The sequence below is a fragment of the Limnohabitans sp. JirII-29 genome, from assembly GCF_003063395.1.
In the GTDB taxonomy this organism is placed as follows: Bacteria; Pseudomonadota; Gammaproteobacteria; order Burkholderiales; family Burkholderiaceae_C; genus Limnohabitans.
Genome location: NZ_NESB01000001.1, coordinates 146630 through 170865, shown reverse-complemented (window position 1 = coordinate 170865; position 24236 = coordinate 146630). Strand labels below are relative to the sequence as shown.

The 24236-nt window shown below is 58.1% G+C and carries 21 protein-coding genes; 7 read left to right on the top strand and 14 right to left on the bottom strand.

Translation table 11 applies throughout. From position 1 onward, the window contains the following. Positions 1-5 precede the first annotated feature (5 nt). Entirely contained in the window at positions 6-959 is a 954-nt protein-coding gene (locus tag B9Z39_RS00815; protein WP_108300397.1) for a histone deacetylase family protein, read from the bottom strand. Between the two features lie 147 nt (positions 960-1106). Between B9Z39_RS00815 and mltB the strand changes: the two genes are divergently transcribed. Beyond that, positions 1107-2162, top strand: coding sequence for a lytic murein transglycosylase B (mltB, locus tag B9Z39_RS00810; protein ID WP_108300612.1), 1056 nt, complete (start codon positions 1107-1109; stop codon positions 2160-2162). Positions 2163-2239: 77 nt separating this feature from the next. On the opposite strand, the gene B9Z39_RS00805 is transcribed toward mltB, so the two are convergent. Together B9Z39_RS00805 and queG are read right to left on the bottom strand one after the other, a co-directional pair. Next, complete coding sequence (locus tag B9Z39_RS00805; protein WP_108300396.1) at positions 2240-4720, bottom strand: autotransporter-associated beta strand repeat-containing protein; 2481 nt, start codon at positions 4718-4720, stop codon at positions 2240-2242. Between the two features lie 306 nt (positions 4721-5026). Continuing rightward, positions 5027-6103: a tRNA epoxyqueuosine(34) reductase QueG gene (queG, locus tag B9Z39_RS00800; RefSeq protein ID WP_100148140.1), complete on the bottom strand. Its 1077-nt coding sequence runs from the start codon at positions 6101-6103 to the stop codon at positions 5027-5029. A 53-nt stretch (positions 6104-6156) separates the two neighbouring features. Here queG and tsaE point away from each other — a divergent pair, with 53 nt between their 5' ends. Genes tsaE through B9Z39_RS00780 form a run of 4 tightly spaced genes read left to right on the top strand, consistent with a single transcriptional unit; the run spans position 6157 to position 9502 of the window. Beyond that, positions 6157-6645 carry a tRNA (adenosine(37)-N6)-threonylcarbamoyltransferase complex ATPase subunit type 1 TsaE gene (gene tsaE, locus B9Z39_RS00795; RefSeq protein WP_100148099.1) on the top strand — a complete coding sequence of 163 codons (489 nt, stop codon included), beginning with the start codon at positions 6157-6159 and terminating at the stop codon, positions 6643-6645. Then, positions 6642-8075 carry an N-acetylmuramoyl-L-alanine amidase gene (locus B9Z39_RS00790; RefSeq protein ID WP_233248884.1) on the top strand — a complete coding sequence of 478 codons (1434 nt, stop codon included), beginning with the start codon at positions 6642-6644 and terminating at the stop codon, positions 8073-8075. Before tsaE ends, B9Z39_RS00790 begins: the two co-directional genes overlap by 4 nt. Before the next feature lie 8 nt (positions 8076-8083). After that, positions 8084-9238: an aminotransferase class V-fold PLP-dependent enzyme gene (locus tag B9Z39_RS00785; RefSeq protein ID WP_108300395.1), complete on the top strand. Its 1155-nt coding sequence runs from the start codon at positions 8084-8086 to the stop codon at positions 9236-9238. 3 nt (positions 9239-9241) lie between these two features. Beyond that, positions 9242-9502: a VF530 family DNA-binding protein gene (locus B9Z39_RS00780; RefSeq protein WP_100148102.1), complete on the top strand. Its 261-nt coding sequence runs from the start codon at positions 9242-9244 to the stop codon at positions 9500-9502. A 6-nt stretch (positions 9503-9508) separates the two neighbouring features. Here the strand turns inward: B9Z39_RS00780 and B9Z39_RS00775 are convergent, their stop codons facing one another. Continuing rightward, complete coding sequence (locus tag B9Z39_RS00775) at positions 9509-10153, bottom strand: VTT domain-containing protein (protein ID WP_100148103.1); 645 nt, start codon at positions 10151-10153, stop codon at positions 9509-9511. Positions 10154-10185: 32 nt separating this feature from the next. Here B9Z39_RS00775 and mutL point away from each other — a divergent pair, with 32 nt between their 5' ends. Beyond that, positions 10186-12099 (top strand): DNA mismatch repair endonuclease MutL, encoded by a 1914-nt coding sequence (gene mutL / locus B9Z39_RS00770; protein ID WP_108300394.1) that lies wholly within the window; start codon positions 10186-10188, stop codon positions 12097-12099. Beyond that, complete coding sequence (gene miaA / locus B9Z39_RS00765; RefSeq protein ID WP_108300393.1) at positions 12099-13085, top strand: tRNA (adenosine(37)-N6)-dimethylallyltransferase MiaA; 987 nt, start codon at positions 12099-12101, stop codon at positions 13083-13085. The genes mutL and miaA overlap by 1 nt, the downstream gene beginning before the upstream one ends. On the opposite strand, the gene B9Z39_RS00760 is transcribed toward miaA, so the two are convergent. From B9Z39_RS00760 to nuoG, 10 genes are all read right to left on the bottom strand, one after another. Beyond that, positions 13066-13602 carry a DUF1178 family protein gene (locus B9Z39_RS00760; protein WP_100148141.1) on the bottom strand — a complete coding sequence of 179 codons (537 nt, stop codon included), beginning with the start codon at positions 13600-13602 and terminating at the stop codon, positions 13066-13068. The genes miaA and B9Z39_RS00760 overlap by 20 nt on opposite strands. 26 nt (positions 13603-13628) lie before the next feature. After that, entirely contained in the window at positions 13629-14249 is a 621-nt protein-coding gene (locus tag B9Z39_RS00755; protein ID WP_108300392.1) for an NUDIX domain-containing protein, read from the bottom strand. A gap of 92 nt (positions 14250-14341) precedes the next feature. After that, complete coding sequence (gene nuoN / locus B9Z39_RS00750; RefSeq protein ID WP_100148107.1) at positions 14342-15829, bottom strand: NADH-quinone oxidoreductase subunit NuoN; 1488 nt, start codon at positions 15827-15829, stop codon at positions 14342-14344. A gap of 13 nt (positions 15830-15842) precedes the next feature. Next, positions 15843-17321, bottom strand: coding sequence for an NADH-quinone oxidoreductase subunit M (locus B9Z39_RS00745; protein WP_100148108.1), 1479 nt, complete (start codon positions 17319-17321; stop codon positions 15843-15845). A 12-nt stretch (positions 17322-17333) separates the two neighbouring features. After that, entirely contained in the window at positions 17334-19361 is a 2028-nt protein-coding gene (gene nuoL / locus B9Z39_RS00740) for an NADH-quinone oxidoreductase subunit L (protein WP_108300391.1), read from the bottom strand. A 92-nt stretch (positions 19362-19453) separates the two neighbouring features. Next, complete coding sequence (nuoK, locus tag B9Z39_RS00735; RefSeq protein ID WP_100132908.1) at positions 19454-19762, bottom strand: NADH-quinone oxidoreductase subunit NuoK; 309 nt, start codon at positions 19760-19762, stop codon at positions 19454-19456. Further along, entirely contained in the window at positions 19759-20490 is a 732-nt protein-coding gene (locus B9Z39_RS00730) for an NADH-quinone oxidoreductase subunit J (protein ID WP_108300390.1), read from the bottom strand. Before B9Z39_RS00730 ends, nuoK begins: the two co-directional genes overlap by 4 nt. 11 nt (positions 20491-20501) lie before the next feature. Beyond that, positions 20502-21014 carry an NADH-quinone oxidoreductase subunit NuoI gene (gene nuoI / locus B9Z39_RS00725; protein WP_100148111.1) on the bottom strand — a complete coding sequence of 171 codons (513 nt, stop codon included), beginning with the start codon at positions 21012-21014 and terminating at the stop codon, positions 20502-20504. Between the two features lie 16 nt (positions 21015-21030). Further along, on the bottom strand, positions 21031-22113 hold the full coding sequence (gene nuoH / locus B9Z39_RS00720; protein WP_108300389.1) for an NADH-quinone oxidoreductase subunit NuoH: 1083 nt from the start codon (positions 22111-22113) through the stop codon (positions 21031-21033). Further along, the gene (gene nuoG / locus B9Z39_RS00715; RefSeq protein ID WP_108300388.1) at positions 22113-24236 is read right to left on the bottom strand and encodes an NADH-quinone oxidoreductase subunit NuoG; all 2124 of its coding nucleotides are present in this window, start codon (positions 24234-24236) and stop codon (positions 22113-22115) included. Before nuoG ends, nuoH begins: the two co-directional genes overlap by 1 nt.

The following is a 24236-nucleotide window of genomic DNA, read 5'->3' as shown; positions in this document are numbered from 1 at the left end:
TCACATCAAATGTCAGCCAAGACACGCAAGTGCGCTTCCACACTGCGGCCCAAGGCACTCAAGCTATAGCCTCCTTCGAGGCAAGACACGATGCGGCCTTTGGCATGGCGCAACGCGATTTGGCGAATCCGGTCGGTGATCCAAGCGTAGTCTTGTTCCACCAAGCCCATTTGGCCCATGTCATCTTCACGGTGGGCATCAAACCCTGCACTGATAAAAATCATCTCGGGCTTGAACGCTTCGAGCCGCGGCACCCAATAAATCTCGATCAACTCACGGATCTCCATGCCTTTGGTGTACGCTGGAACAGGCAAATTGAGCATATTCGAAGCCGGGTTGTCTGTGCCGGTGTGGGGATAAAACGGGTGCTGAAAAAAACTCACCATCAACACACGATCATCGCCAGACAAGATGTCTTCGGTGCCATTGCCATGGTGCACGTCAAAGTCCACCACCGCCACGCGCTTCAAACCATGACGCTCCAGCGCGTACTTGGCAGCCACTGCCACGTTGTTGAAAAAGCAAAAACCCATGGCCTGCTTGGACGTGGCATGGTGGCCTGGAGGACGCACCGCACAAAAAGCGTTTTCCAACTCGCCTGCAAGCACCGCATCGGTGGCTGCAATCGCGGCCCCAGCGGCATGCAAAGCGGCCTTCCAAGTGTGGGCATTGATGGCCGTGTCGGCATCCATGTGCGCGTAAGCTGGGCCACCCGCTTCCATATCCTCCACCAGTCGATCCGACATGCCACGCAAAGCGGCGATGTACATGCGGTCGTGCGCCAACTCGATATCGGCCAAAGGTGCTTCTGGCGCCTCCATCTGGGTGAGCCCAAAGTCCACGCCACTGATGAGCAATCGGTCTTGAATGGCACTCAGCCGGTCGGGACATTCGGGGTGCCCCGCGCCCATCTCATGCTGCCAACAAACGGAATGGGTGTAGTAACCAGTTTTACGCATCGTCTCTCGTCTCTGTCGTCTTTTGAAGGTCTCGATCCAGCTTAACATGCGAGCCTTGCTTTCGACCTACACATGCACCGCGTGCCACCCTCTTCCTCCTTGCCATTGATGTGGCGCAAACCCATGCGCTGCGCCTGGCTTCCACTGATGGCGTACTTGGCAATGACCTTGCTGTTGGGGTCCACCCACGCAGCGGTCAAGCACCACGCCCGCAAGCATGTGTCACAGAACTCGCGTGCCACCAGCGGAACACCCTTTGGCGCCACCCCTGATGTCCTGCAATTGGCCGACACCCTGGCACAGCGTCACCAGTTGCCGCGCGCCTGGGTGCGCCAGCAACTCGGCACGGCACAGTTTCTACGCGGCGTGCCCAAACTGGTGTTGCCGCCCCCCGTCAGCACACCCAAGAACTGGCGTGCTTACCGCGAGCGCTTCATCGAACCACGTCGCGTCAACGCAGGCGTGGCCTTTTGGCAAACCCACCGCAGCGCATTGGAAAAGGCCGAGGCCACCTACGGCGTGCCTGCCGAAATGGTGGTGGGCATCTTGGGCGTGGAAACTTTTTATGGTCAGCACATGGGCAACTACCGGGTGCTCGATGCCTTGACCACCCTGGCCTTGAACTTTCCGCCAGAGCACCCACGCGCTGCCGAGCGACAAGCGTTCTTTCAATCGGAGTTGGGGCACTTTCTGGTGCAAATGCGCCAACAGCCTGCCGGGGCTGCGCCCATCAAAGGCAGCTTTGCCGGTGCAATGGGTTGGCCGCAGTTCATGCCGTCGAGCTGGGGGCAATTTGCAGTGGACTTTGATGGCGATGGCCGTATTGATTTGTTGAACAGCCCGGTAGATGCCATTGGCTCGGTGGCCAACTACTTCAAGGCCTTTGGCTGGCAAACCGACATGCCCACCCACTACCCGGTGCGCTTTGATGAAGCGCGCTTAGACAAGCCCACGCTGTTGGCCCCCGACATCTTGCCCTCGTTCAGCGTGCGCAACTTTCAAGACAAAGGCGCGGTGCTGGACGACGTGGCCCAACAACACCCTGGCCCACTGGCCTTGGTTGAACTCTTCAACGGCGACGACGCCCCCAGCTACGTGGCAGGCACCGACAACTTTTACGTGGTGACGCGCTACAACTGGAGCAGCTACTACGCGCTGGCGGTGATTGAACTGGGTGCCGCCGTGAAAGCGGCACTACCCTGAGATGGCTCTGGGCGTTGGCGTCTGTTGCAACGAACAGACTTTGATCATGCGTCTATGCACATCGTGTGATCCAGTGATTACAAACCTACTTGGTACATGAACAAAGCCGTGGTGCTACCAGCGGATTGGAACGCCTCTTTGCGATACATAGCAGTCAAGCTGATGCGTTGATCTTTTGCAATAGCGTAGCTGGCGCCAACTGAAGCCACTGGACGTGTTTTGGCATAGTTGGCACTGAAGTCAGTCGCCGTCAAACCCGTTATGCCCGTCGCATTCAAGTTGCTGATGCTCGAATCAATGTTTTGCTCAACTCCAACACTGGCTGATACATGCAAATCGTCGCCATATTTCTTGCTCGTGCGCACACCAACCAAAGCGGTTGTGATGTTTTGTGTCAGATCGCTATAAGTCAATGGTGTTGTGACAGCATTGGTTTCTGTATAGCCAGAGCGATTGATTTTGGTTTTACGAACCCCAAAATAAGGGCTTGCAATCCAGCTGCTGTCAGATAATGGCATGGCATAGCTGACGACACCTGAGATTGCTTGCGAAGTCAATGAAGCAGTGCCTGTTCCAGCTTCTGATGTAGCGACAACATTACGAGTCTGCCTGATATTCTGGTTTGCGTAACTTGTAGACAAACGAACTTGATATCCCATCGCATCAGAATTTTCATTCCAAACCCCAAACACGCCATAGACGGGACTCTTCTCAAGCGTGATGCCAGTGGCATTAATTGTGGGCGCATTTTGGTCAATAAATGTACCTAAACGCAAGTTATCCTTAACCTTATATGCCGCAACTAGCAATGTACTCGTTTGCTCACCCGTGATATTGTTAGTTGTTGCATAGCGACCACCCGCACTTACACACAATTTATTTTCAGCAAATACTGTGCAGTCATAATTGAGACTGTTATTGATCGTGGCTGCCTGCATGTTATAGACACTACGCAGAGCAGCGGCTGATTGCAAGAGTGCGCTTTGTGTGTCGGGGCTATCCAATTTCAAATCTAAATATACGTTATTGGCGTCGTAGCTCAATGAGTACAAATAACTCGTATATCCAGCCAATGAGCTTGAATTAAATGAAGAGAAAGTGCCAGATACTCCGCTGTTAGCTGTTATCAATGTGTATCGGCCTAGCGCATAAGATCCAGAGCTGGCGGCTAAGGATAATCCACCGCCCAAGCTGGCCGATCCATCAATATTTATACGTTGATTATTAGTTGGTGAAAAACTCATCACCAATGTACCTGTTGAAGACTGCGAGTAATTCTTTAAACCGATGTTGCCTGTTTTTCCTGTCACGTCAAATGTGCCATTATTGGTCACACTGCTTGATGCGGCAATGCTGCCAGAACTGCTTAGGGCCAGTGTTGAGCCTTGATCCACAGTCGTAGGGCCTGTGTATGTATTTGCTGCCGTTAATAACAATGTACCGCCGCCTTGAACGACGACATCACCTGACTGAGCTCCGTCAGTGATTGAACTAGATATCGTTGTGGTAGTTCCAGACGCGATATTAAATACGGGATCACCTGAGACAGTGATGGCGTTTGAAATCGTCGTATCTGCCGTAACTGAAAGTGTTGCAGGGACGGTAGAACTTCCCACAAGAGCTAGCGTGCCGGTTCCAAGTGCTGAAGCAGAGGCAATTTCTAATATTGCGCCAGCGTTGACTTCATAGCCCCCAGAGTTGGTATTAGTAGCAGACAAAACAATTTTCCCGCTGCCTGCTGTCCCGCTGTTGGTGATGATCATTTTTCCATGGTCGCTGCTACTATCATCTGAGATTCGTCCAGCTATGGTAGTTGAATTACCATTTTGATCTATTGTTCCATTAGAATTGGTAATAGTAAAATTAGTCGTGATAGTGCCGCCCGATGCTATTTGTAGCGTGCCACCAGTAAATCTTGGATTAACTTGTGAATTATTGATTTGTTGCACTGTATATTGAGCAGCTTGGGTATCAATATCAGGAACTGATGAGGTTGGCGCAGTTACTCCAGGAACAGATATTGACCCTCCTGCACCCAACGTAAACTGAGAAGTAAGAATTGAATTATTAATTGGCGCCCAGTTTGCAGATGGAGCACCAAGAGGCTGGTATGTAAACTGATATGTTCCAACCCCAAGACTCGAGAATTGCGCCCCCTGAAATACTGTTTGCGGTAGGTTCTGCGTCAACGCATAGTAGGACTGATCGAATCCTATCAACGTGGCATTTAGAGCACCGCTACCGCCCGTTGTCCCAAAATAATTGACTCCTGAAACCAAGCCATTAGGCAACGACTGGCTGACAAATGAAAAGGGTACCGTATTGGAAGCATAAGAGTTGCCGTTGATTCCAACGAGCGTCAGCGAACCTTCGTTAAACGTTGTGCCCGTATGGTAAGACCCGTACCAAATATTGACAGTATCAGTACCTTGTACGGTATACCCAATAGATGTCGTGTGAGCAAATGGGCCGGAAGCTAAAGAAAACGCCAACGAACCTAATAAAATTTTTGAAAACGTTGATTTCATTTTTCGAAGAAATAGTTGCAATCCAATCATAACTAATTTTCTAAATTCGAAAAGTCAAATAAATAACATTAAAATATTAATAAAAAAATTAAATTAAATTAAATATATTGAATATTGTAAAAATTTATCCATTAGCATTTCGGTAAATATTATTAAATATCTCAGCGTATTTAAATTACCCCAACAAAAGTTGGCAGCTGTCACTGGCAAGCAAGTGTTGGTGCTGGAGAGGCACGCCACGCCTAGTGGACAGACCCGCGTGTTTCGGCGTGGCGATACTTCTTGGCAGCAGAAGGGCGTTGCACGTGTTCAGTGCATCGTATGGAGCTGCATGGCTCAATCGCAGCCTGAAACCGGTGCTTGTTGCAACGCCCACTGCACCTGCTCACGCACCACGTCACTGGGGTGCGTGAGGTGAACACCCAAGGCCTGGCGTAAGGGCTGCGAGTCCGACACACGCAAGGCATTGCCCGCCGCCAACGCCACATTGCGCAGCCAGCGCACGTGGCCAATGCGGCGAATGGCACTGCCTTCGGTGCGGCGTAAAAATTCAGTCTCAGACCACCCCAACCACTGGGCCAAGTCCGTGTCCACCCAGCCCTCGCGCACATCAAAGTCGGGCAAGTCGGCAGTTTGTGCAAACTTGTTCCAAGGACAAGCCAATTGGCAATCGTCACACCCATACACATGGTTGCCCATCAAAGGGCGCAAGGCCTCGGGGATGGGCCCCGCATGCTCGATGGTGAGGTACGAAATACAACGCCGTGCATCCACCACGCCGGGGGCCACGATGGCCTGCGTGGGGCAGACATCGATGCAGGCCGTGCACTGGCCGCAATGCGCGCTCACGGGCTCGCTGGTGGGCAGCGCAAGGTTGAGGTAGATCTCGCCCAAGAAGAACATCGAGCCCGCCTCGCGGTTGAGCACCAGCGTGTGTTTGCCGCGCCAGCCTTGGCCGCTGCGGGTCGCCAACTCGGCTTCAAGCACGGGGGCTGAGTCGGTGAAGGCGCGGTACTGCAAGGGCGCTTCACCAGCGGTGTGGGCGCGCAAGTGCGCATCAATTTGCTGGGCCAGTGTGTCGAGCCTCTGGCGCAGCACCTTGTGGTAGTCGCGCCCTCGCGCATAGACCGACACCACGCCTTGTTGCGGGGTGCGCAAGCGTTGCCACTCCAGGTCTTGCCAATCGGGCGGTGTGTCGCGCGGCAGGTAGTTCATGCGGGCGGTGAGCACGCTGAGGGTGCCAGGCACCAGCTCGGCGGGACGGGCGCGTTTCATGCCGTGGCGGGCCATATAGTCCATGTCGCCGTGGAAGTTGTGGGCCAACCAATCGCGCAAGCCGGGCTCAGCCGACGACAAATCCACAGGGGCCACTGCAATTTGGGAAAATCCCAGGGCCCGAGCCCAAATCTGCATCTGTGACAGCAACAATGTGTGGTGGTTCGACAACCGTAATTCCCTAGAACAATTTGTCCATTGTAAAAACCCTCTCCTGGCCCGACGAAGCGGCCACCGCTGCCTTTGCCCAGCAACTGGCGCACGCGCTGTGCCTGTCACCTGGCACACACGGGCCCAACGCCTGCCTGGCTTTGCACGGCGATTTGGGCGCAGGCAAAACCACCTTCGCGCGCCACCTGCTACGCGCCTTGGGGGTGACGGGTCGCATCAAGAGCCCCACCTATGCGGTGGTTGAACCTTATGAGGTGACGGCGTTGGCACAGCCCCTGCACATCTGGCACTTTGACTTTTACCGCTTCAGCGACCCACGCGAGTGGGAAGACGCGGGCTTTCGCGACATCTTTGCCAGCCCCGGCCTGAAGCTGTGTGAATGGCCCGAGCACGCCCAAGGCGTGATGCCCACGCCCGACCTGGACCTGCACATCCAAGTCGACACCGACACGCAACGTCAGGTCACCCTGCACGCCAACACCCCCTTGGGCGAATCGCTGCTGGCATGACACACCCACACGTTCACCACCAGCCCATGAAGCGCCGCACCTTGCTGCAAACCGGCGCGCTGTGGTTGCTGTTGGGGCAAGCCGACATTGCGAGAGGGGCCACCATTGTGGCCGTGCGGGTGTGGCCCGCTGCCGACTACACCCGCGTCACGATTGAGAGCGACACGGCGCTGAAAACCGTGCCCTTGTTTGTGGCCAACCCACCGCGCTTGGCGGTGGACATTGAAGGCATTGAACTCAACCCCGCCCTGCGCGAGTTGGTGGGCAAGGTGCGCTCGGACGACCCCTACATCACCGGCGTGCGGGTGGGCCAGTACACCCCCAGCACCGTGCGCTTGGTGCTGGACCTGCGCCAGATGGTGCAACCGCAGGTGTTCAACCTCACCCCGGTGCAAGCGGGCAATGCACGCTACCAACACCGCCTGGTGCTTGACCTCTACCCCACCCAAGTGGCCGACCCACTGGAAGCGCTGATTGCTGAGCGCCTGGGCGCAAGTGCGGCCAGCACAGCGCCATCGATGACGGCCTTGCCTGCGCCCCCCTCTGCTTCGAAGCTGGGCAGCTCTGCCGACCCACTGGGTGACTTGCTGTCCACCCAAAAACGCCAGCCCACTGCCCTGCCCCCTGCGCCAGCCGTGGTGCAGGCTGCGCCCATCACCTTTGCCGCCTCTGCGGCCCAAGCGCCCAGCACAGACGAGCGCTTCATCATCGTGGCACTCGACCCTGGCCACGGCGGTGAAGACCCGGGTGCCATTGGCCCGCGTGGCACCAAAGAAAAAGACGTGGTGTTGCAGATCGCACACCGCATGCGCGATCGCATCAATGCAGCGCAGATCAAAACCCGTCACGGCACCTTGCCCATGCGTGCCTTCCTGACCCGCGATGCAGATTTTTTTGTGCCCTTGCATGTGCGCGTCGACAAAGCGCGGCGGGTGCAAGCCGACTTGTTTGTCAGCCTGCACGCCGATGCTTTTTTCACCCCGGAGGCACGGGGTGCCAGCGTGTTTGCGCTCAGCCAGGGTGCGGCCTCCAGCGCCGCCGCGCGTTGGATGGCGACCCAAGAAAACCGTGCCGACTTGGTGGGGGGCTTGAACCTCAAGGTGCAAGACGCCACTGTGCAACGCGCCTTGTTGGACATGAGCACCACCGCCCAAATCAACGACAGCCTGAAACTCGGCGGCGAGATGCTGGGCCAAATCCGACGCATTGGCAAACTGCACAAACCCAAAGTCGAACAAGCTGGCTTTGCCGTGCTCAAAGCCCCCGACATTCCCAGTGTGTTGGTGGAAACGGCCTTCATCAGCAACCCCGACGAAGAAACCCGGCTGGTCAGCGACAGCTACCAAAACGAGTTGGCCGACGCGCTGATGCGCAGCATCGAGCGCTATTTCTCACGCAACCCGCCGCTCGCGCGCACGCGCAACACCTGAGCCCGTTCATGCCATCTTCTTTACAAACCCCCAAGGCCTATCTCAACCACGCAGGTGCTTCGTTGATGCCCCCAGCTGTGCGCCAAGCCATGGTGGACCACCTGGCGCGCGAGTCGGTGCTCGGTGGCTACGCCGCAGCGGCGGCCATGGCCCCCGAACTGGACGCTGTGTACACCGATGCGGCCCAGTTGATGGGATGCGAGGCCGACGAGGTGGCGCTGACCACCGGCCACGCCAGTGGCTGGCGAGAGGTGGTGGGCAGCATGCACTTTGAAGCGGGCGACCGCATCTTGGTGGCACGCAGCGAATGGGGCGGCAACTACGCCGCCCTCACCCACATCGCGCAACGCACAGGGGCCCGCGTGGAGGTGATTCCGTGCACCGCCGACGGCACGCTGTGCTTGACGCAGTTGGCCCAGATGATGGATGCACGTGTGCGCTTGATCTCGCTGACCTGGCTGCCCGCCAACGGTGGCTTGATTCAACCCGCACAACAAGTCGGTGCCCTGGCACGTGCCGCTGGCGTGCCTTATGTGCTGGACGCTGCACAAGCGCTGGGACAGCTGCCCGTGGATGTGCGTGCGCTGGGCTGCGATGTGCTGACAGCACCCGGGCGCAAGTGGTTGCGAGGTCCACGTGGCACCGGCCTGCTGTATGTGCGGCGCGACTTCATGGCGCAGCTCGTGCCCAACACCGTCGACCAATACTCGGCGCCTTACCGTGATGGGGCTTACCACTTGCGCGCAGACGCCAAGCGGTTTGAAACCTCTGAGGCTTGCATGGCCGCACGCTTGGGGCTGGGGGTGGCCATTCGTCAAACCCTGGCGATGGGCGTGGAGACCATTCAAGCCAAAGTGCGTGAACGCGCCGAGTGCATGCGTCACGCCTTGTCTGCGATAGAGGGCGTGCAGTTGCAAGACCTGGGCACCGAACGCTCTGCCCTGGTGGCCTTCACCGTAAAAGGTATGCCCGCCAGCGTGGTGCGCGCCCACCTCATGACGCACGGCGTGGACGTGGCCGTGAATGGCTTGTCGTTCACGCCGCTGGACATGGCGGCACGTGGCCTGCATAACGTGGTTCGCGCCTCGGCCCACACCGACACCCGCGACGAAGAAATCGAAGCGCTGGTGACGGCCTTAACTCACCTGACCACAAAGCCTTGACCCATGACCGAACACGACAGCACCCCCGCCCCCCAAGCCCGCAACCCGCTGCATGGCATGACGCTAGAAAAAATCTTGCTGGCGCTCGAAGCCCACTACGGCTGGGAAGGTTTGGGGGAGCGCATTGCGGTGCGCTGCTTCACGCACGACCCGAGCGTGGCGTCGAGTCTGAAGTTTTTACGTAAAACGCCTTGGGCGCGTGAGAAGGTAGAGGGCCTCTACCTGTTCATGCTGCGCGACGTGCGCCGCGCCCACAAGGACTGAAACCGATCACGCTTTGTTGCTGCGCGAGGCTTTCCAGGAACCGTAAATCGCCAGGGTGCTGGGAATCAAAATCAAGGCCCAAATGATTTGCCCCAGGTGAGCTTTGACCCATGAGAGGTTGCCAAACAAATAGCCAGTGGTAACGAGGCTGCCCACCCACAGTGCGCCGCCGAGCACGTCGAACAAGATGAACTTGCGTCGCGTCATTTGTGCCACACCTGCCACAAAGGGCGCAAAGGTGCGCACAAAGGGCATGAAGCGCGCAGCCACCAAGGTGATGCCGCCATAGCGTTCGTAAAACGCATGGGCTTGGTCAAAGGCGCGGCGGTTGAACAACTTGGAGTCCTCCCACCCAAACACCTTGGGTCCGAAGTAGCGACCAATCGTGTAATTGGTTTGGTTACCCGCCACCGCCGCGACAAACAACAAACCAACCGACAAGTTGTAGTCCATCATGCCAAGACCACACAAGGTGCCCACCACAAACAGCAAAGAGTCGCCAGGCAAAAACGGCATCACCACAATGCCCGTTTCGACAAAGACAATCAAAAACAACCACGCATAACCCCAAAGCCCGAAGGTTTCCATCAAGGCTTCAAGGTGGTGGTCGATGTGAAGAACCAAGTCGAGGAAGAAGGTGAGGGAGTTCATGTTTGGATTATTGCAGGCTCTAAAATCCGCCCGTGCATCCAACCCACCAACCTTCTCGCCCCATCCGCGAACTCCCCGATGAACTGATCAGCCAGATCGCTGCTGGCGAGGTGGTGGAGCGCCCCGCCTCGGTGGTGCGCGAGTTGGTGGACAACGCGCTCGACGCGGGGGCCACGCAAATTACCGTGCGTCTGCTGGCCGGGGGCGTGCGCTTGATCAGTGTGGAAGACAACGGCGTGGGCATTCCTGCTGCCGAGTTACCCATTGCCCTCAAGCGCCACGCCACCAGCAAGATCGACAGCCTGCACGAGCTGGAGTCGGTGGGCACCATGGGCTTTCGCGGTGAGGCGCTGGCTGCCATTCACTCGGTGTCTGAACTCTCGGTGTTGTCGCGCACCGCCGAGCAAGACAGCGCCATGCTGCTCGACGGTCGCAGCGGCGAGTTGCAACCTGTGGCACGTGCCCAAGGCACCACGGTGGAAGTGAAAGAGCTGTTCTACAGCACGCCCGCACGGCGCAAATTTTTGAAGACCGACAACACCGAACTGGCGCATTGCGTGGAGGCTGTGCGCCGCCATGCGCTGACGCGCCCCGAAGTGGGCTTTGCCATTTGGCACGAAGGCAAGTTGGTGGAGCAGTGGCGCGCACAGCAAGGCGACGGTGCGCTTGACCGCCGCTTGGCCGATGTGTTGGGCGAGGACTTTGTACGCGACTCGGTGGCGGTGAATTACCAAAGCGGTCACTTCACCGTGGTGGGCCGCGCGGGCATTCCAGACGCCGCACGGGCCCGCTCAGACCACCAATACGCCTACGTCAATGGCCGCTATGTGCGCGACAAGGTGATGAGCCACGCTGCACGCAGCGCCTACGAAGACGTGCTGCACGGCCAGCGCCAACCGGTCTACGCCCTGTACCTGGAGATAGACCCCACACGGGTGGATGTGAACGTGCACCCCACCAAAATTGAGGTGCGTTTTCGCGATGGCCGCGAGGTACACCAAGCGGTGCGCCATGCGGTGGAGAACGCATTGGCTATTCCCCGCGCCACCTTGATTGGCGACACCTCCCCCGAGTTGTTGGACGGCCCAGGCTCAGCGCCTGTGCTGAACCCCTCAGCACCTGTGCTGAACCCGTCCACACCTGTACTGCGCCCTTCCGCTCCCGCCTGGCCCAACGCCAACTGGCAGCAAGCCGCCATGCCCCTGAGCGGCAACCGGGTCAGCGACGTGGGTCAGCTGTGGCAACCCAGCGTGCGAACGCAACCCACGGCACAAGAAGAAACCCCCGGCAGCTTTGCCTATGACGCATCTGGCAACGCGGCCAGCACGACAACGGCCAACCCCAGCGAGCACCCAGAAGGCACGTGGCCGCTGGGCAAAGCCCTGGCCCAGTTGCACGGCGTGTACATCTTGGCCGAGAACACGCAAGGCCTGGTGCTGGTCGACATGCACGCTGCGCACGAACGCATCGTGTACGAACAACTCAAGCAACAGATGGACGTGCAGGCCATGGCCAGCCAACCGCTGTTGATTCCCGCCACCTTCAACGCCACCGCGCAAGAGGTGGCCACCGCCGAGGCCTGTGCCGAAGCGCTGCTGGAGCTGGGGCTGGAAATTTCTGCCTTGTCCGCCAAAACCTTGGCCGTGCGTGCGGTGCCCAGCAGCTTGGCGCAAGGCGATGCGGTGGCACTGGCGCGCAGTGTGTTGGCCGAGTTGTCACAACACGACGCCAGCACGGTGGTGCAACGCGCGCGCAACGAACTGTTGGCCACCATGGCCTGCCACGGGGCGGTGCGCGCCAACCGGCGTTTGACGCTGGACGAGATGAATGGCCTGTTGCGCCAAATGGAAGTGACCGAACGTTCCGACCAATGCAACCACGGTCGCCCCACCTGGCGGCAACTGAGCATGCGTGAACTTGACGCCCTGTTTTTGCGCGGACGTTGATGCCCAGCCCTGAATTCAACGTGGATGCCTTGGCCTTGGTGGGCCCTACTGCCAGCGGCAAAACAGCGGCAGCACTGGCCATCGCAGAGCGTTGGCCAGTCGAGATCATCAGCATGGATTCGGCTTTGGTTTATCGTGGCATGGACATTGGCACCGCCAAGCCCAGCGCCGCCGAGCTGGCCCAGGTGCCACACCACCTGATCGACATCCGCGAGCCCACGCAGGCCTACAGCGCGGCTGAATTTGCTCGTGATGCCAAGGCCTTGATGGCCGACATACGCAGCCGTGGTCGCCTGCCTCTGGTGGTGGGCGGCACCCTGCTCTACCTCAAAGCCCTGCGCGAAGGTCTGGACGACTTGCCCACGGCGCAACCCGCGCTGCGTGCCGAGATCGACGCACAGGCCGCGCGCGAAGGTTGGCCCGCACTGCACGCTGAGTTGGCACGGGTGGACCCCATCACCGCCCAGCGCCTGCCGCCCCACGATGCGCAGCGCATTTCGCGCGCGCTCGAAGTGTGGCGGGTCAGCGGCAAGCCTCTGTCGCAGTGGTTCGCCGAAGCGGATGCACAACGCAGCACGCCCAAGGCGCTGAACATGCCGGTGCTGTCGCTCGAACCCCACGACCGAGCCTGGTTGCATGCACGCATTGGCCAACGCTTTGACGCCATGCTGGCCGCCGGCTTTGTGGAAGAAGTGCGCGCCTTGCGCCAACGCCCTGAGTTGAATGCCGACTTGCCCAGCATACGCTGTGTGGGGTACCGCCAAGCGTGGGAGTTGCTTGATGAGGCCGAGTTGCGCGGCATGGCGTTTGAGCGCTTGTTGCCGGTGTTGCATGAACTCGGCAGCGCCGCCACGCGGCAGTTGGCCAAACGTCAGTTGACCTGGCTGCGCAGCATGGACGATCGGGTGGTGGTGGCCTGTGACGCAGCCGACGCGCTGCAACAGACGGTGCGCGCGGCGCAAGGGTTTATTGCAGCGGACCTTTGAGCGCGTCGGGCATGGGCAAGGGCACGACCTGAATGCCTTCGTCCAGCAAGGCCTCTGTTTCTTCTGGCGTGGCGTGCCCGCGAATGTTGCGTGGCTCGCTCTCACCGTAGTGCATCTTGCGGGCTTCTTCTGAGAATTGAGTGCCCACGTCTTCGGTGTTGGCCACCACATGGCGCACCATCTGCATCCAGGCCGCTTGCAGTTGCGCGGGTGCCAGGCTGGCCACCTCTTGGGGGCTGACGGTGGCGGGAACAGAAGATGGTGCGGGGGGCACGCCAGCGTGCTGTTCGTGTTCGGTCGTGTCTGCGTTGGCGCTTGGGGTGCTGCGCGGCTCAGGCTCGCCGCGTGCGCTGCTCAAGTTCAAGCGAGGGGCGCTGAGCATTTTGGTGATGCTGGCGTCGCCGCACATCGGGCATGTCACCAAACCAAGTGCAAGCTGGCTTTGGAAGTCGTCTTCCGAAGCGAACCAGCCTTCAAAGCTGTGTTGGTGGGCGCAGTGCAAGTCGAGAACTTTCATGCCTCGATTATCCCGCAGGCCAAGGTTCAGGGTGCAGGCTGCCAGCGCAAAGGCCATGCACCGCTGAGGTGGTTTTGCAGCCACAGCAAACCGGTCAAGGTTTTGGCGTCGGTCAATTGCCCGTCACGTGACCAGGCCAGCAACTCGTCCACACTGGCGCTGAACACATCCAAGAATTCGCCTTGGTCCAGCTGACGCTCACCCAGACGCAAGCCACGGGCAAACCAGATGTCGATGAACTCGGTGGAGTAGCTGATCACCGGGTGCAGCACGCCCGCATGGGCCCACTCGGTGGCGCGGTAGCCGGTTTCTTCCAGCAGCTCACGCTGGGCACAGGCCAAGCGGTCTTCGCCCGGGTCGAGCTTGCCTGCCGGAAACTCAATCATCACCTGCTGCATGGGGTAGCGGTATTGGCGCTCCATGACCAAGCGGCCGTCATCCAACAAGGCAATCACCATCACCGCACCCGGATGGATCACGTACTCACGGGTGGCGATGTCGCCGTTGGGCAAACGCACTTGGTCACGAAACGCGTGCAGAAAGTGGCCTTTGAACACCTCGGCTTGGTGCAAGGTCTGCTCGACCAAATGTTGGTCTTGCGCTGCGATGGGCGCGTTGTTGGGAAATGCGTGATGCACAAACGTCATGCGTCGAGTCCCGTCTCAGAGGTCAGCGGATAAATAGCAAAAAGCCAGCACGTGGCTGGCTTTTGCGAAGGTTCAGTCTCACAGGGCTGAACTCAAGTGCCCAGGGTCGAAACGATGGCACGCGCGCACAGCGCCATCAGGCCACCGGGCAACAGGCCCAAGATCAACACCAAAGCGCCGTTGATGGTCAACACCACGCGCACATCGATACCAGCCGACACGGTGCTGGCGGTGATGGGGGCATCGAAGTACATGACTTTGACCACGCGCAGGTAGTAGAAGGCACCGATGAGCGACATCATCACCGCGAACACAGCCAGCACCAGGGCACTGGTTTGGCCTGACGCGATCAAGGCTTGCAGCACCGACAGCTTGGCATAAAAGCCCACCAACGGTGGCACGCCTGCCAGCGAGAACAAGCACACGGCCATGACACCTGCGTACAGCGGGCTGCGTTGGTTCAAGCCTGCCAGATCGGATATTTCTTCGCTTTCAAAGCCTTCGCGCGCCAACAGCAAGATGATGCCGAAGGTGGCCAAGGTGGTGAGCACATAGGTGATCACGTAGAACATGGCCGAGCTGTAGGCGTTGGCCGCCGCGACGGTGTTGCCGTTGACCACGCCAGAGAGCAGACCGATCAACACAAAACCCATTTGCGAAATAGTGGAGAAAGCCAACATGCGCTTGAGGTTGGTCTGTGCAATGGCGGCCAGGTTACCCACCAGCAAGGAGCCGATGGAGAGCACCATCAACATTTGCTGCCAGTCAATCGCCAAAGGCAGCAAGCCTTCCACCAACAAGCGGATGGTCATGGCAAAAGCAGCCAACTTGGGCGCACCACCAATCATCAAGGTCACCACTGTGGGGGCACCTTGGTACACGTCGGGAATCCACATGTGGAAAGGCACCACGCCCAGTTTAAACGCCAGGCCACACACCACAAACACCAAGCCCAACACCAACACTTGGTGCTTGATTTGGCCCGAGGCCACCGCCTTGAACACGGTGCTGATGTCGAGCGAACCGGTGGCACCGTACAGCATGGACAAGCCGTAGAGCAAGAAGCCACTGGCCAGAGCGCCCAGCACAAAGTACTTCATGGCGGCTTCGCTGGCGGTGGCGTTGTCGCGACGCAAAGCCACCAAGGCGTAGCTGGAGAGCGTGAGCAATTCGAGGCCGAGGTACAGCACGAGGAAGTTGTTGCCCGAGATCATGACAAACATGCCCAGCAACGCAAACAAACCCAAGGTGAATATTTCGCCACCACGCAACATGTCACGGTCTGCCGCATAAGGGCGGCCATAGACCAGGGTGACCATCACGGCCAGCGAGGCAAAGCACTTGAGCCAGTTGCCCATGGGGTCAGACACCACCATGTTGCCAAAGCTGTACACGGTGCTGCCTGAACCTGCGGCGTTGGCCTCCAACCAAGCCACCACGCCGAGGGTGATGAGCGACAAGGCATAGGTGGTGGTACGACGTGGGCTCTTGACGAACAGGTCGATCATGGCAATGACGATCGCCATGACAGCCAGCAAGATTTCAGGATAAACCGCAGCGATGCTCAGTTTTTCAAACATTTTCTATCCCTCTTTATTGGGGCAACTTGGAGACAGCCACGTGCTTGAGCAAGTCAGCCACAGAGGTGTCCATCACGTCGGTGAAGGGCTTGGGGAACAAGCCCATGGCCAGCACCGCAATGGCCAGCAAAGCCAGCATCAGGAACTCGCGGCTGTTGATGTCGGTGAGCTCTTTCACGTGGTCGTTGGCCACAGGGCCCAGATACACGCGTTTGACCATCCACAAGGTGTAGGCCGCACCAAAGATCAAAGCGGAAGCAGCGGCAAAGCCGATCCAGAAGTTGTATTGGATGGCACCCAGGATGACCATCCACTCGCCCACAAAACCAGCGGTGCCTGGCAAACCGCAGTTGGCCATGGCAAACAACAACGCAAAGGCGGAAAACTTGGGCATGGTGTTGACCACGCCACCGTAGCTGGCAATTTCACGCGAGTGCATGCGGTCGTAGAGCACACCGATGGACAAGAACATGGCACCCGACACAAAGCCGTGCGCGATCATCTGCACCAAGGCACCAGAGACACCGATGTCGTTGAAGATGAAAAAGCCGAGTGTGACAAACCCCATGTGCGCCACCGATGAATAAGCCACCAGCTTTTTCATGTCTTCTTGCACCATGGCCACCAAGCCTACATAGACCACCGCCACCAAGGACAAGGCAATCATGAGCCACGCAAATTCGCGCGCTGCATCGGGCGCGATGGGCAATGAAAAACGCAAGAAGCCATAGGCACCGAGCTTGAGCATGATGGCCGCCAGCACGGCAGAACCACCGGTGGGCGCTTCCACGTGCACGTCAGGCAACCACGTGTGAACTGGCCACATGGGCACCTTCACCGCAAAGGCAGCGAAGAAGGCAAAGAACAACAAGGTTTGTGCGTTGGCCGGCAAGGGCAGTTTGTGCCAAGTGGCCAAATCGAAGCTGCCACCCGACTGGGTGTACAAATAGATCAAGGCAATCAGCATCAGCAAAGAGCCGAGCAAGGTGTAGAGGAAGAACTTGAAAGCCGCGTAAATCTTGTTCGGACCGCCCCAGATACCAATGATCAGGTACATCGGAATCAGTGTGGCTTCGAAGAAGACATAAAACAGCATGCCGTCGATGGCGCTGAAGACGCCAATCATCAAACCGCTCAAGATCAGGAACGCGCCCATGTATTGGTTCACGCGCTCGGTGATGACCTCCCAGCCGGCAATCACCACGATGACGGTGATGAATGCGGTGAGCAGCACAAACCACAGCGACAAACCGTCAACGCCCAGGTGGTAGAACACATTGAAGCGTTCAATCCAAGAGGCTTTCTCGACAAACTGCATGGCCGAGGTGCCCAGCTCAAAGCCGTTGTACAAGGGCACGGTGACTGCCAAGCTGACCAGCGAGCCGATCAGGGCAATCCAACGCACCGTCTTGGCCTGTTGGTCTGACCCGAAGGCCAACAACACAGCGCCGAAGAAAATTGGCGTCCAAATGGCAAGGCTCAACAAACCCATTTTTTATTCTCCTTATTTGAGCCAGACGAACCAAGTCATCAGCACGAACACGCCCAAGATCATCACCAAGGCGTAGTTGTAGAGGTAGCCCGACTGCAAGCCACGTGTCACCGAAGACACCCAACCCACCAGCTTCCAGGAACCGTTGACGATGCCGCCATCGATGATGGCTTGGTCGCCACCCTTCCACAGCCCTGTGCCCAAGGCACGTGCGCCACGGGCCAAGACGTTTTCGTTGAACCAGTCCAGGTAGTACTTGTTTTCCAACAAGGTGTAGATGGGTTGGCACACGCGTTTGATGGCAGTGGGCACGGCGGGGTTGACCATGTACATGTAGTACGAACTGGCCACCCCTGTCAGCGCCAACCAAAACGGCAGCGAGCTGAAGGCATGCAAGGCCATGGCCACGGCACCGTGGTACTCGTGGGCCAGCTCATGCATGGCGTGGTGTTTGTCGGCGTCGATGAAGATGGCGTCTTTGAAGAACTCACCATAGAGCATCGGGTCGATGGTGAGGTAGCCAATGACCACCGAAGGAATAGCCAACAACAGCAGAGGCACCGTCACCACCCAGGGTGACTCGTGCGGGCTGTGGTCGTGGCCATGGTCATCATGGCCATGGTGGTCATCGTGTGCGTGGTGTGCATCAGGGTTCTGGTCATATCGTTCTTCGCCATGGAACACCAAGAAGTACATGCGGAAGGAATAAAAGGCGGTGACAAACACACCGGCCAACACAGCAAAGTGCGCAAAGCCCGCGCCGGGCAAATGGCTTTCAGCCACGGCTTCGATGATGCTGTCTTTGGAATAGAAGCCCGCAAAGAATGGCGTACCAATCAAAGCCAGCGAGCCCAGCAACGAAGTGATCCAGGTGATGGGCATGTACTTGCGCACGCCGCCCATCCAACGGATGTCCTGGTTGTGGTGCATGCCCATGATGACCGAGCCAGCACCCAAGAACAACAGGGCTTTGAAGAAGGCGTGGGTCATGAGGTGAAACACCGCCACCGAGTAAGCCGACGCGCCCAAGGCCACCGTCATGTAACCCAATTGCGACAAGGTGGAGTAAGCCACCACGCGCTTGATGTCGTTTTGAATCAGGCCCAAAAAGCCCATGAACAAAGCCGTGATGGCACCGATCACCAAGATGAAGTTGAGCGCGGTATCCGACAACTCAAACAAGGGCGACATGCGCGTCACCATGAAGATGCCAGCGGTCACCATGGTGGCGGCGTGGATCAAGGCAGAAATGGGCGTGGGGCCTTCCATCGAGTCAGGCAACCACACGTGCAAGGGAAATTGGGCTGATTTGCCCATGGCGCCAATGAACAGGCAAATACAGATCACCGTCACCAACATCCAGTCGGTGCCGGGGAAGGTGATGGCACCCAGCTCAGCCGTTTTGGCAAAGGCTTCGGTGTAGTTCAAGGTGCCGGCATAGGCCACGATCAAGCCAATGCCCAAGATGAAACCAAAGTCACCCACGCGGTTGACCAAAAAGGCTTTCATGTTGGCGAAGATGGCCGTGGGTTTGTTGAACCAGAAACCGATCAACAAGTACGACACCAAGCCCACGGCTTCCCAACCAAAGAACAGTTGCAGCATGTTGTTGCTCATGACCAGCATCAACATGGAGAAAGTGAACAGCGAGATGTAGGAGAAGAAGCGGTTGTAGCCCTCGTCCTCTTCCATGTAGCCAATGGTGTAGAGGTGAACCATCAATGAGACGAAGGTGACCACGCACATCATCATGGCGGTCAGGCCATCCACCAAAAAGCCCACTTCCATTTTCAAACCGCCCACCACCATCCAGGTGTAGAGGGTCTCGTTGAAGCGGGCACCGTCGATGGCCACGCTCTTGAGCGTCATGGCCGACAACACAAAGGCGATGAACACGCCCAAAATGGTCAAGGTGTGGGTCAGGCGACGGCCAATCCAGTTGCCACCGAAACGGGTGCCAAACAGGCCAGCCAAAGTTGAGCCAACCAGCGGGGCCAGGGGAACGGCCAGCAAAGTAGAAGCTTGTAGGGTTTGTGACATGGTGTCAGACCTCCGCAGAGCCGCCCCAAGGCAGGCCTGAGCCCCCTTGGGAGGCAGTGAATACACAAAGTGATGAACGTGGGGGCTTCATATCAGCCCTTGAGCGTGTTGAGTTCATCCACGTTGATGCTGGACTTGTTGCGGAACAACTGCACCAGAATCGCCAGACCGATGGCCGACTCAGCAGCCGCCACCGTCAAGATGAAGAAAACAAAAATTTGACCGTTCAAGTCGCCCAAGTAGTGCGAGAACGCCACAAAGTTCATGTTGACAGCGAGCAGCATCAACTCAATCGCCATCAACAAGACGATCAAGTTTTTGCGGTTCAAGAAGATGCCGGTCACAGACAAGGCGAACAAAATCGCGCCCAACGTCAGGTAGTGGCCTAAGGTGATGCTCATGCTTGTTTCTCCTGCTCAGGGGCGGGCTCAGCGGCAGGTTGAACCGCTGCCATCTTGACCAAGGACACACGGTCACGCGCTTTGACGCGCACTTGCTGACTCGGGTCCTGGGTTTTGGTGTCTTTGCGGGCGCGCAAGGTCAAGGCGATGGCAGCAATCAAGGCCACCAACAAAATGATCGCTGCCACTTGCACGGGGTAGAGGTACTCGGTGTAGAGCAACACGCCCAAGGCCTTGGTGTTGGAGACTTGCGCCACCACCACATGGCCCACATCGGCCGCCTGAGACGCTGCGGCCAGCGCCGCAGAGGCTGTGTCAGCAGGAGCCGTCACGACCACGGGCGTGACCACCGAGGGCAAGGCCGAGACACGTGGCTCGCTGACGCGAAAGCCACCCAACAGCACGGCAGCCAGTTCAAGCGCAATCACCGCGCCCACCGTGGCAGCCAGAGGAAAGTGTTTCCAAAAGCCTTGGCGAATGCTGTCGATGTTGATGTCGAGCATCATCACCACAAACAAGAACAAGACCATCACAGCACCCACGTACACCAGCACCAAGGCGATGGAGAGGAACTCTGCTTTGAGCAGCATCCACACGCCCGAAGCCTGGAAGAACGCCAGCACCAAATAGAGGGCGGCGTGCACAGGGTTACGCGCCGTGATGACGCGGAATGCGGCAAACAGCAAGACTGCTGAGAACGCGTAGAAAAGAGCCGATTGAACGTCCATCATGAAATCTTTCAGCGGTATTTGGCGTCAGCAGCTTTGTTGGCCGCAATCTCGGGTTCGTAGCGGTCACCCACGGCCAGCAACATCTCTTTGGTGAAGTACAGGTCACCGCGCTTTTCGCCGTGGTACTCAAAGATGTGGGTTTCGACGATCGAGTCGACCGGGCAGCTCTCTTCGCAAAAACCGCAGAAGATGCATTTGGTCAGGTCGATGTCATAGCGTGTGGTGCGGCGGCTGCCATCGGCACGTTGGTCGGACTCAATGGTGATGGCCATGGCCGGGCACACAGCTTCGCACAGCTTGCAGGCAATGCAACGCTCTTCGCCGTTTTCATAGCGACGCAAGGCGTGCAGGCCACGAAAGCGTGGCGACATGGGTGTTTTCTCTTCAGGAAACTGCACCGTGATGCTGCGCGAGAACATGTACTTGCCAGTCAAGGCCATGCCTTTGAACAGCTCGGTGAGCAAGAAGCTCGACAAAAAGTCGCGCAACGAGAAAGGGGCGGAATGTGTCGTTGTAGTCATGGTGTGTGCTCCGGCATCAGTTCCAGATGTTCCATGGGGTCTGCATCCAGACACCCACCACCAGCAACCAAACCAAGGTCACGGGAATAAAAATCTTCCAGCCCAAACGCATGATCTGGTCATAGCGGTAGCGTGGGAAGGTGGCGCGCACCCACAGGAACATGGTCACGACCACGAAGGTTTTGAGGCCTAACCAAATCCAGCCCGGCACCAGGTTGAACAGTGCGTTGTCCAGAGGAGACAACCAGCCGCCCAAGAACATCACCACGGCCAGCATGGACACCAAAATCATGTTGGCGTATTCGGCCAAGAAGAACATGGCAAATGACATGCCCGAGTACTCGATCATGTGGCCGGCCACAATTTCAGACTCGCCTTCCACCACGTCAAACGGGTGACGGTTGGTTTCAGCCAAGCCAGAGATGAAATAGACCAAGAAGATGGGCAACAGGGGCAACCAGTTCCACGACAGAAAGGTCAGGCCTTTGTCGGCCATCATGCCTTTGGCCTGGCCCATCACGATGTCGCTCATGTTGAGGCTGGCAGACACCATCAACACGATCACAAAGCAAAAGCCCATGGCGATTTCGTAGCTCACCATTTGGGCCGAGGCACGCATGGCGCCCAAGAAAGCGTATTTAGAGTTGGAAGCCCAACCCGCAATGATCACGCCGTACACCTCCAGCGAGGTGATGGCCATCAAGAACAGCAAGCCAGCATTGACATTGGCCAAGGCCACATCCGGGCCAAAGGGAATCACCGCCCAGGCGGCGAGCGCAGGCATGATGGTCATGATGGGGCCGAGCAAGAACAAGCCGGTAGAGGCTGGGGTCGGCACAATGATTTCTTTGGTCAATAGTTTGAGTGCATCGGCAATCGGTTGCAACAAACCACCGGGACCGGTGCGGTTGGGACCTTTGCGGATTTGGGTGTAGCCAATGGCTTTGCGCTCCCACAGCGTGAGGTAAGCCACGCAGCCCATCAAAGGCAGCAGCACCGCGACAATTTTGAGCAGCGTCCACAACACTGGCCACGCCATGGTGGTCCACCATGCTTGGGATGACAGGGCCAGGCCTGCGTTGAAAATTGCGTCCACCATCACAGACCTCCTTCCAACTTCGCATCGACCGTAGGTTGTTTGGCATCCGCCGTGAGCTGCAGCGACGGTGCGCGACGCACCAAGCTGTCGAGTTGGTAAATCGCGGCCGTGGCAGGTTGCCCTGCGACTGGGCTGACATCCACCTGCGCGCTACAAGCGTTGGACAACAAGGCTGCCACGTTGGCAGGAATGGCCTGGGCACGCACTTCGTCAATCGTCTCGAAGGCGAAACCTGGCACATGCAACATCGAACCCAAGACGCGCAACACTTTCCATGCGGGGCGGGTTTCACCCAAAGGTTTGACCACGCCGTGGAAGCTTTGCACGCGACCTTCGGTGTTGATGAAGGTGCCTGCTGTTTCGGTGAAAGGCGAGATGGGCAACAGCACATCGCTGATGTCCAGATTGGTTTTGAACGGTGACAAGGTGACCACCATCTCGGCTTGACCAATGGCCTGTGCAGCCGCAGCACCGTTGGCAGCGTCAGCAACAGGTTCCGTGTTGAGCAAGACCACGGCTTTCAAACCACCGGCCAACATTTGGCCTGCATTCAGGCCACCAGCCCCAGGCAAGGCCCCCACCACTTGGGCACCCACGGTGTTGGCGGCTTCGCCGAGATAACCCACGGTGGCGCCGGTTTGCGCGCCAATCCAGTTGGCCAAGCTCAACAAGCTCGATGCGTGTGCATGGTGCGCGGCGGCATTGCCCAACACAATGGCTTTGCGCTCACCACCCGTCAAAGACTTGGCGATGGCTTGCGCTTGTGCGTTGCTGGCGTTACCCACCACAGGTGCCGCAGCCCCGGTGATGGCCCCTACCGCAGCGGCGACATCGGCCAGGGCTTGCACCCAATGGGCGGCGTCAGCCAGCAAAGTGTTGGCCACCGGCATGGCCCAGTCGTAGGACTGCGCGTTCAAGGCATGCAGCTTGGCACCGTTGCGCACCGCTTGGCGCAGGCGTTGTGCCATCAAAGGCTGGTCTTTGCGGATGTTGCTGCCAATCACCAACACACGCTGCAATGTGCTCAGCGATGCCAATGAAGTGCCCAGCCAACGCGTTGTCGCATCGTGCTGGAAGTCTGCGGCACGCAAACGCGTGTCGATGTTTTGGCTGCCTAAGCCGCGCATGAGCGATGCGGCCAGGAACAACTCTTCGGCGGTGCTGTGCGGACTGGCCAAGGTGCCGATGGCCTGTGCACCGTGCTGGGCTTTGACGCCTTGCAGGCCATTGGCCACGTATTCCAAGGCGGTTTGCCAATCCACTTCTTTCCACTCGCCACCTTGCTTGAGCATGGGGGTGGTCAAGCGGTCGGCGCTCTCTAAGGCTTCGTAGCTGAAGCGATCACGGTCGGCAATCCAGCACTCGTTGACGTCTTCGTTTTCCAAAGGCACAACACGCAGCACTTTGTTGTTCTTGACTTGAACAATCAAATTGGCGCCGGTGGCGTCATGCGGGCTGACCGACTTGCGACGGCTCAACTCCCAGGTGCGGGCCTGGTAGCGGAAGGGTTTGCTGGTCAAAGCGCCGACGGGGCAGATGTCGATCATGTTGCCCGACAACTCGGAGTCCACCGACTGGCCCACAAAGGTTTCAATCTCGGCATGCTCGCCGCGGTGCGACATGCCCAGCTCCATGATGCCGGCCACTTCTTGGCCAAAGCGCACGCAGCGGGTGCAATGGATGCAACGGCTCATCTCTTCCATGCTGATGAGCGGACCTGCGTCTTTGTGGAACACGACGCGTTTTTCTTCTTCGTAACGCGAAGTCGAGCCACCATAACCCACCGCCAAGTCTTGCAACTGGCACTCACCGCCTTGGTCGCAAATCGGGCAATCGAGCGGGTGGTTGATGAGCAAGAACTCCATCACCGACTTCTGCGCTTTGACCGCCTTGTCGCTCTTGGTGCGAACGATCATGCCTTGCGTCACGGGCGTGGCACAGGCGGGCATGGGCTTGGGGGCTTTTTCCACATCGACCAGACACATGCGGCAGTTGGCCGCAATGCTGAGCTTCTTGTGGTAACAAAAGTGCGGAATGTAGGTGCCCGCCTTTTCAGCCGCATGCATGACCATGCAGCCTTCTTGGACTTCTATCTTTTTGCCGTCGAGTTCGATTTCAACCAT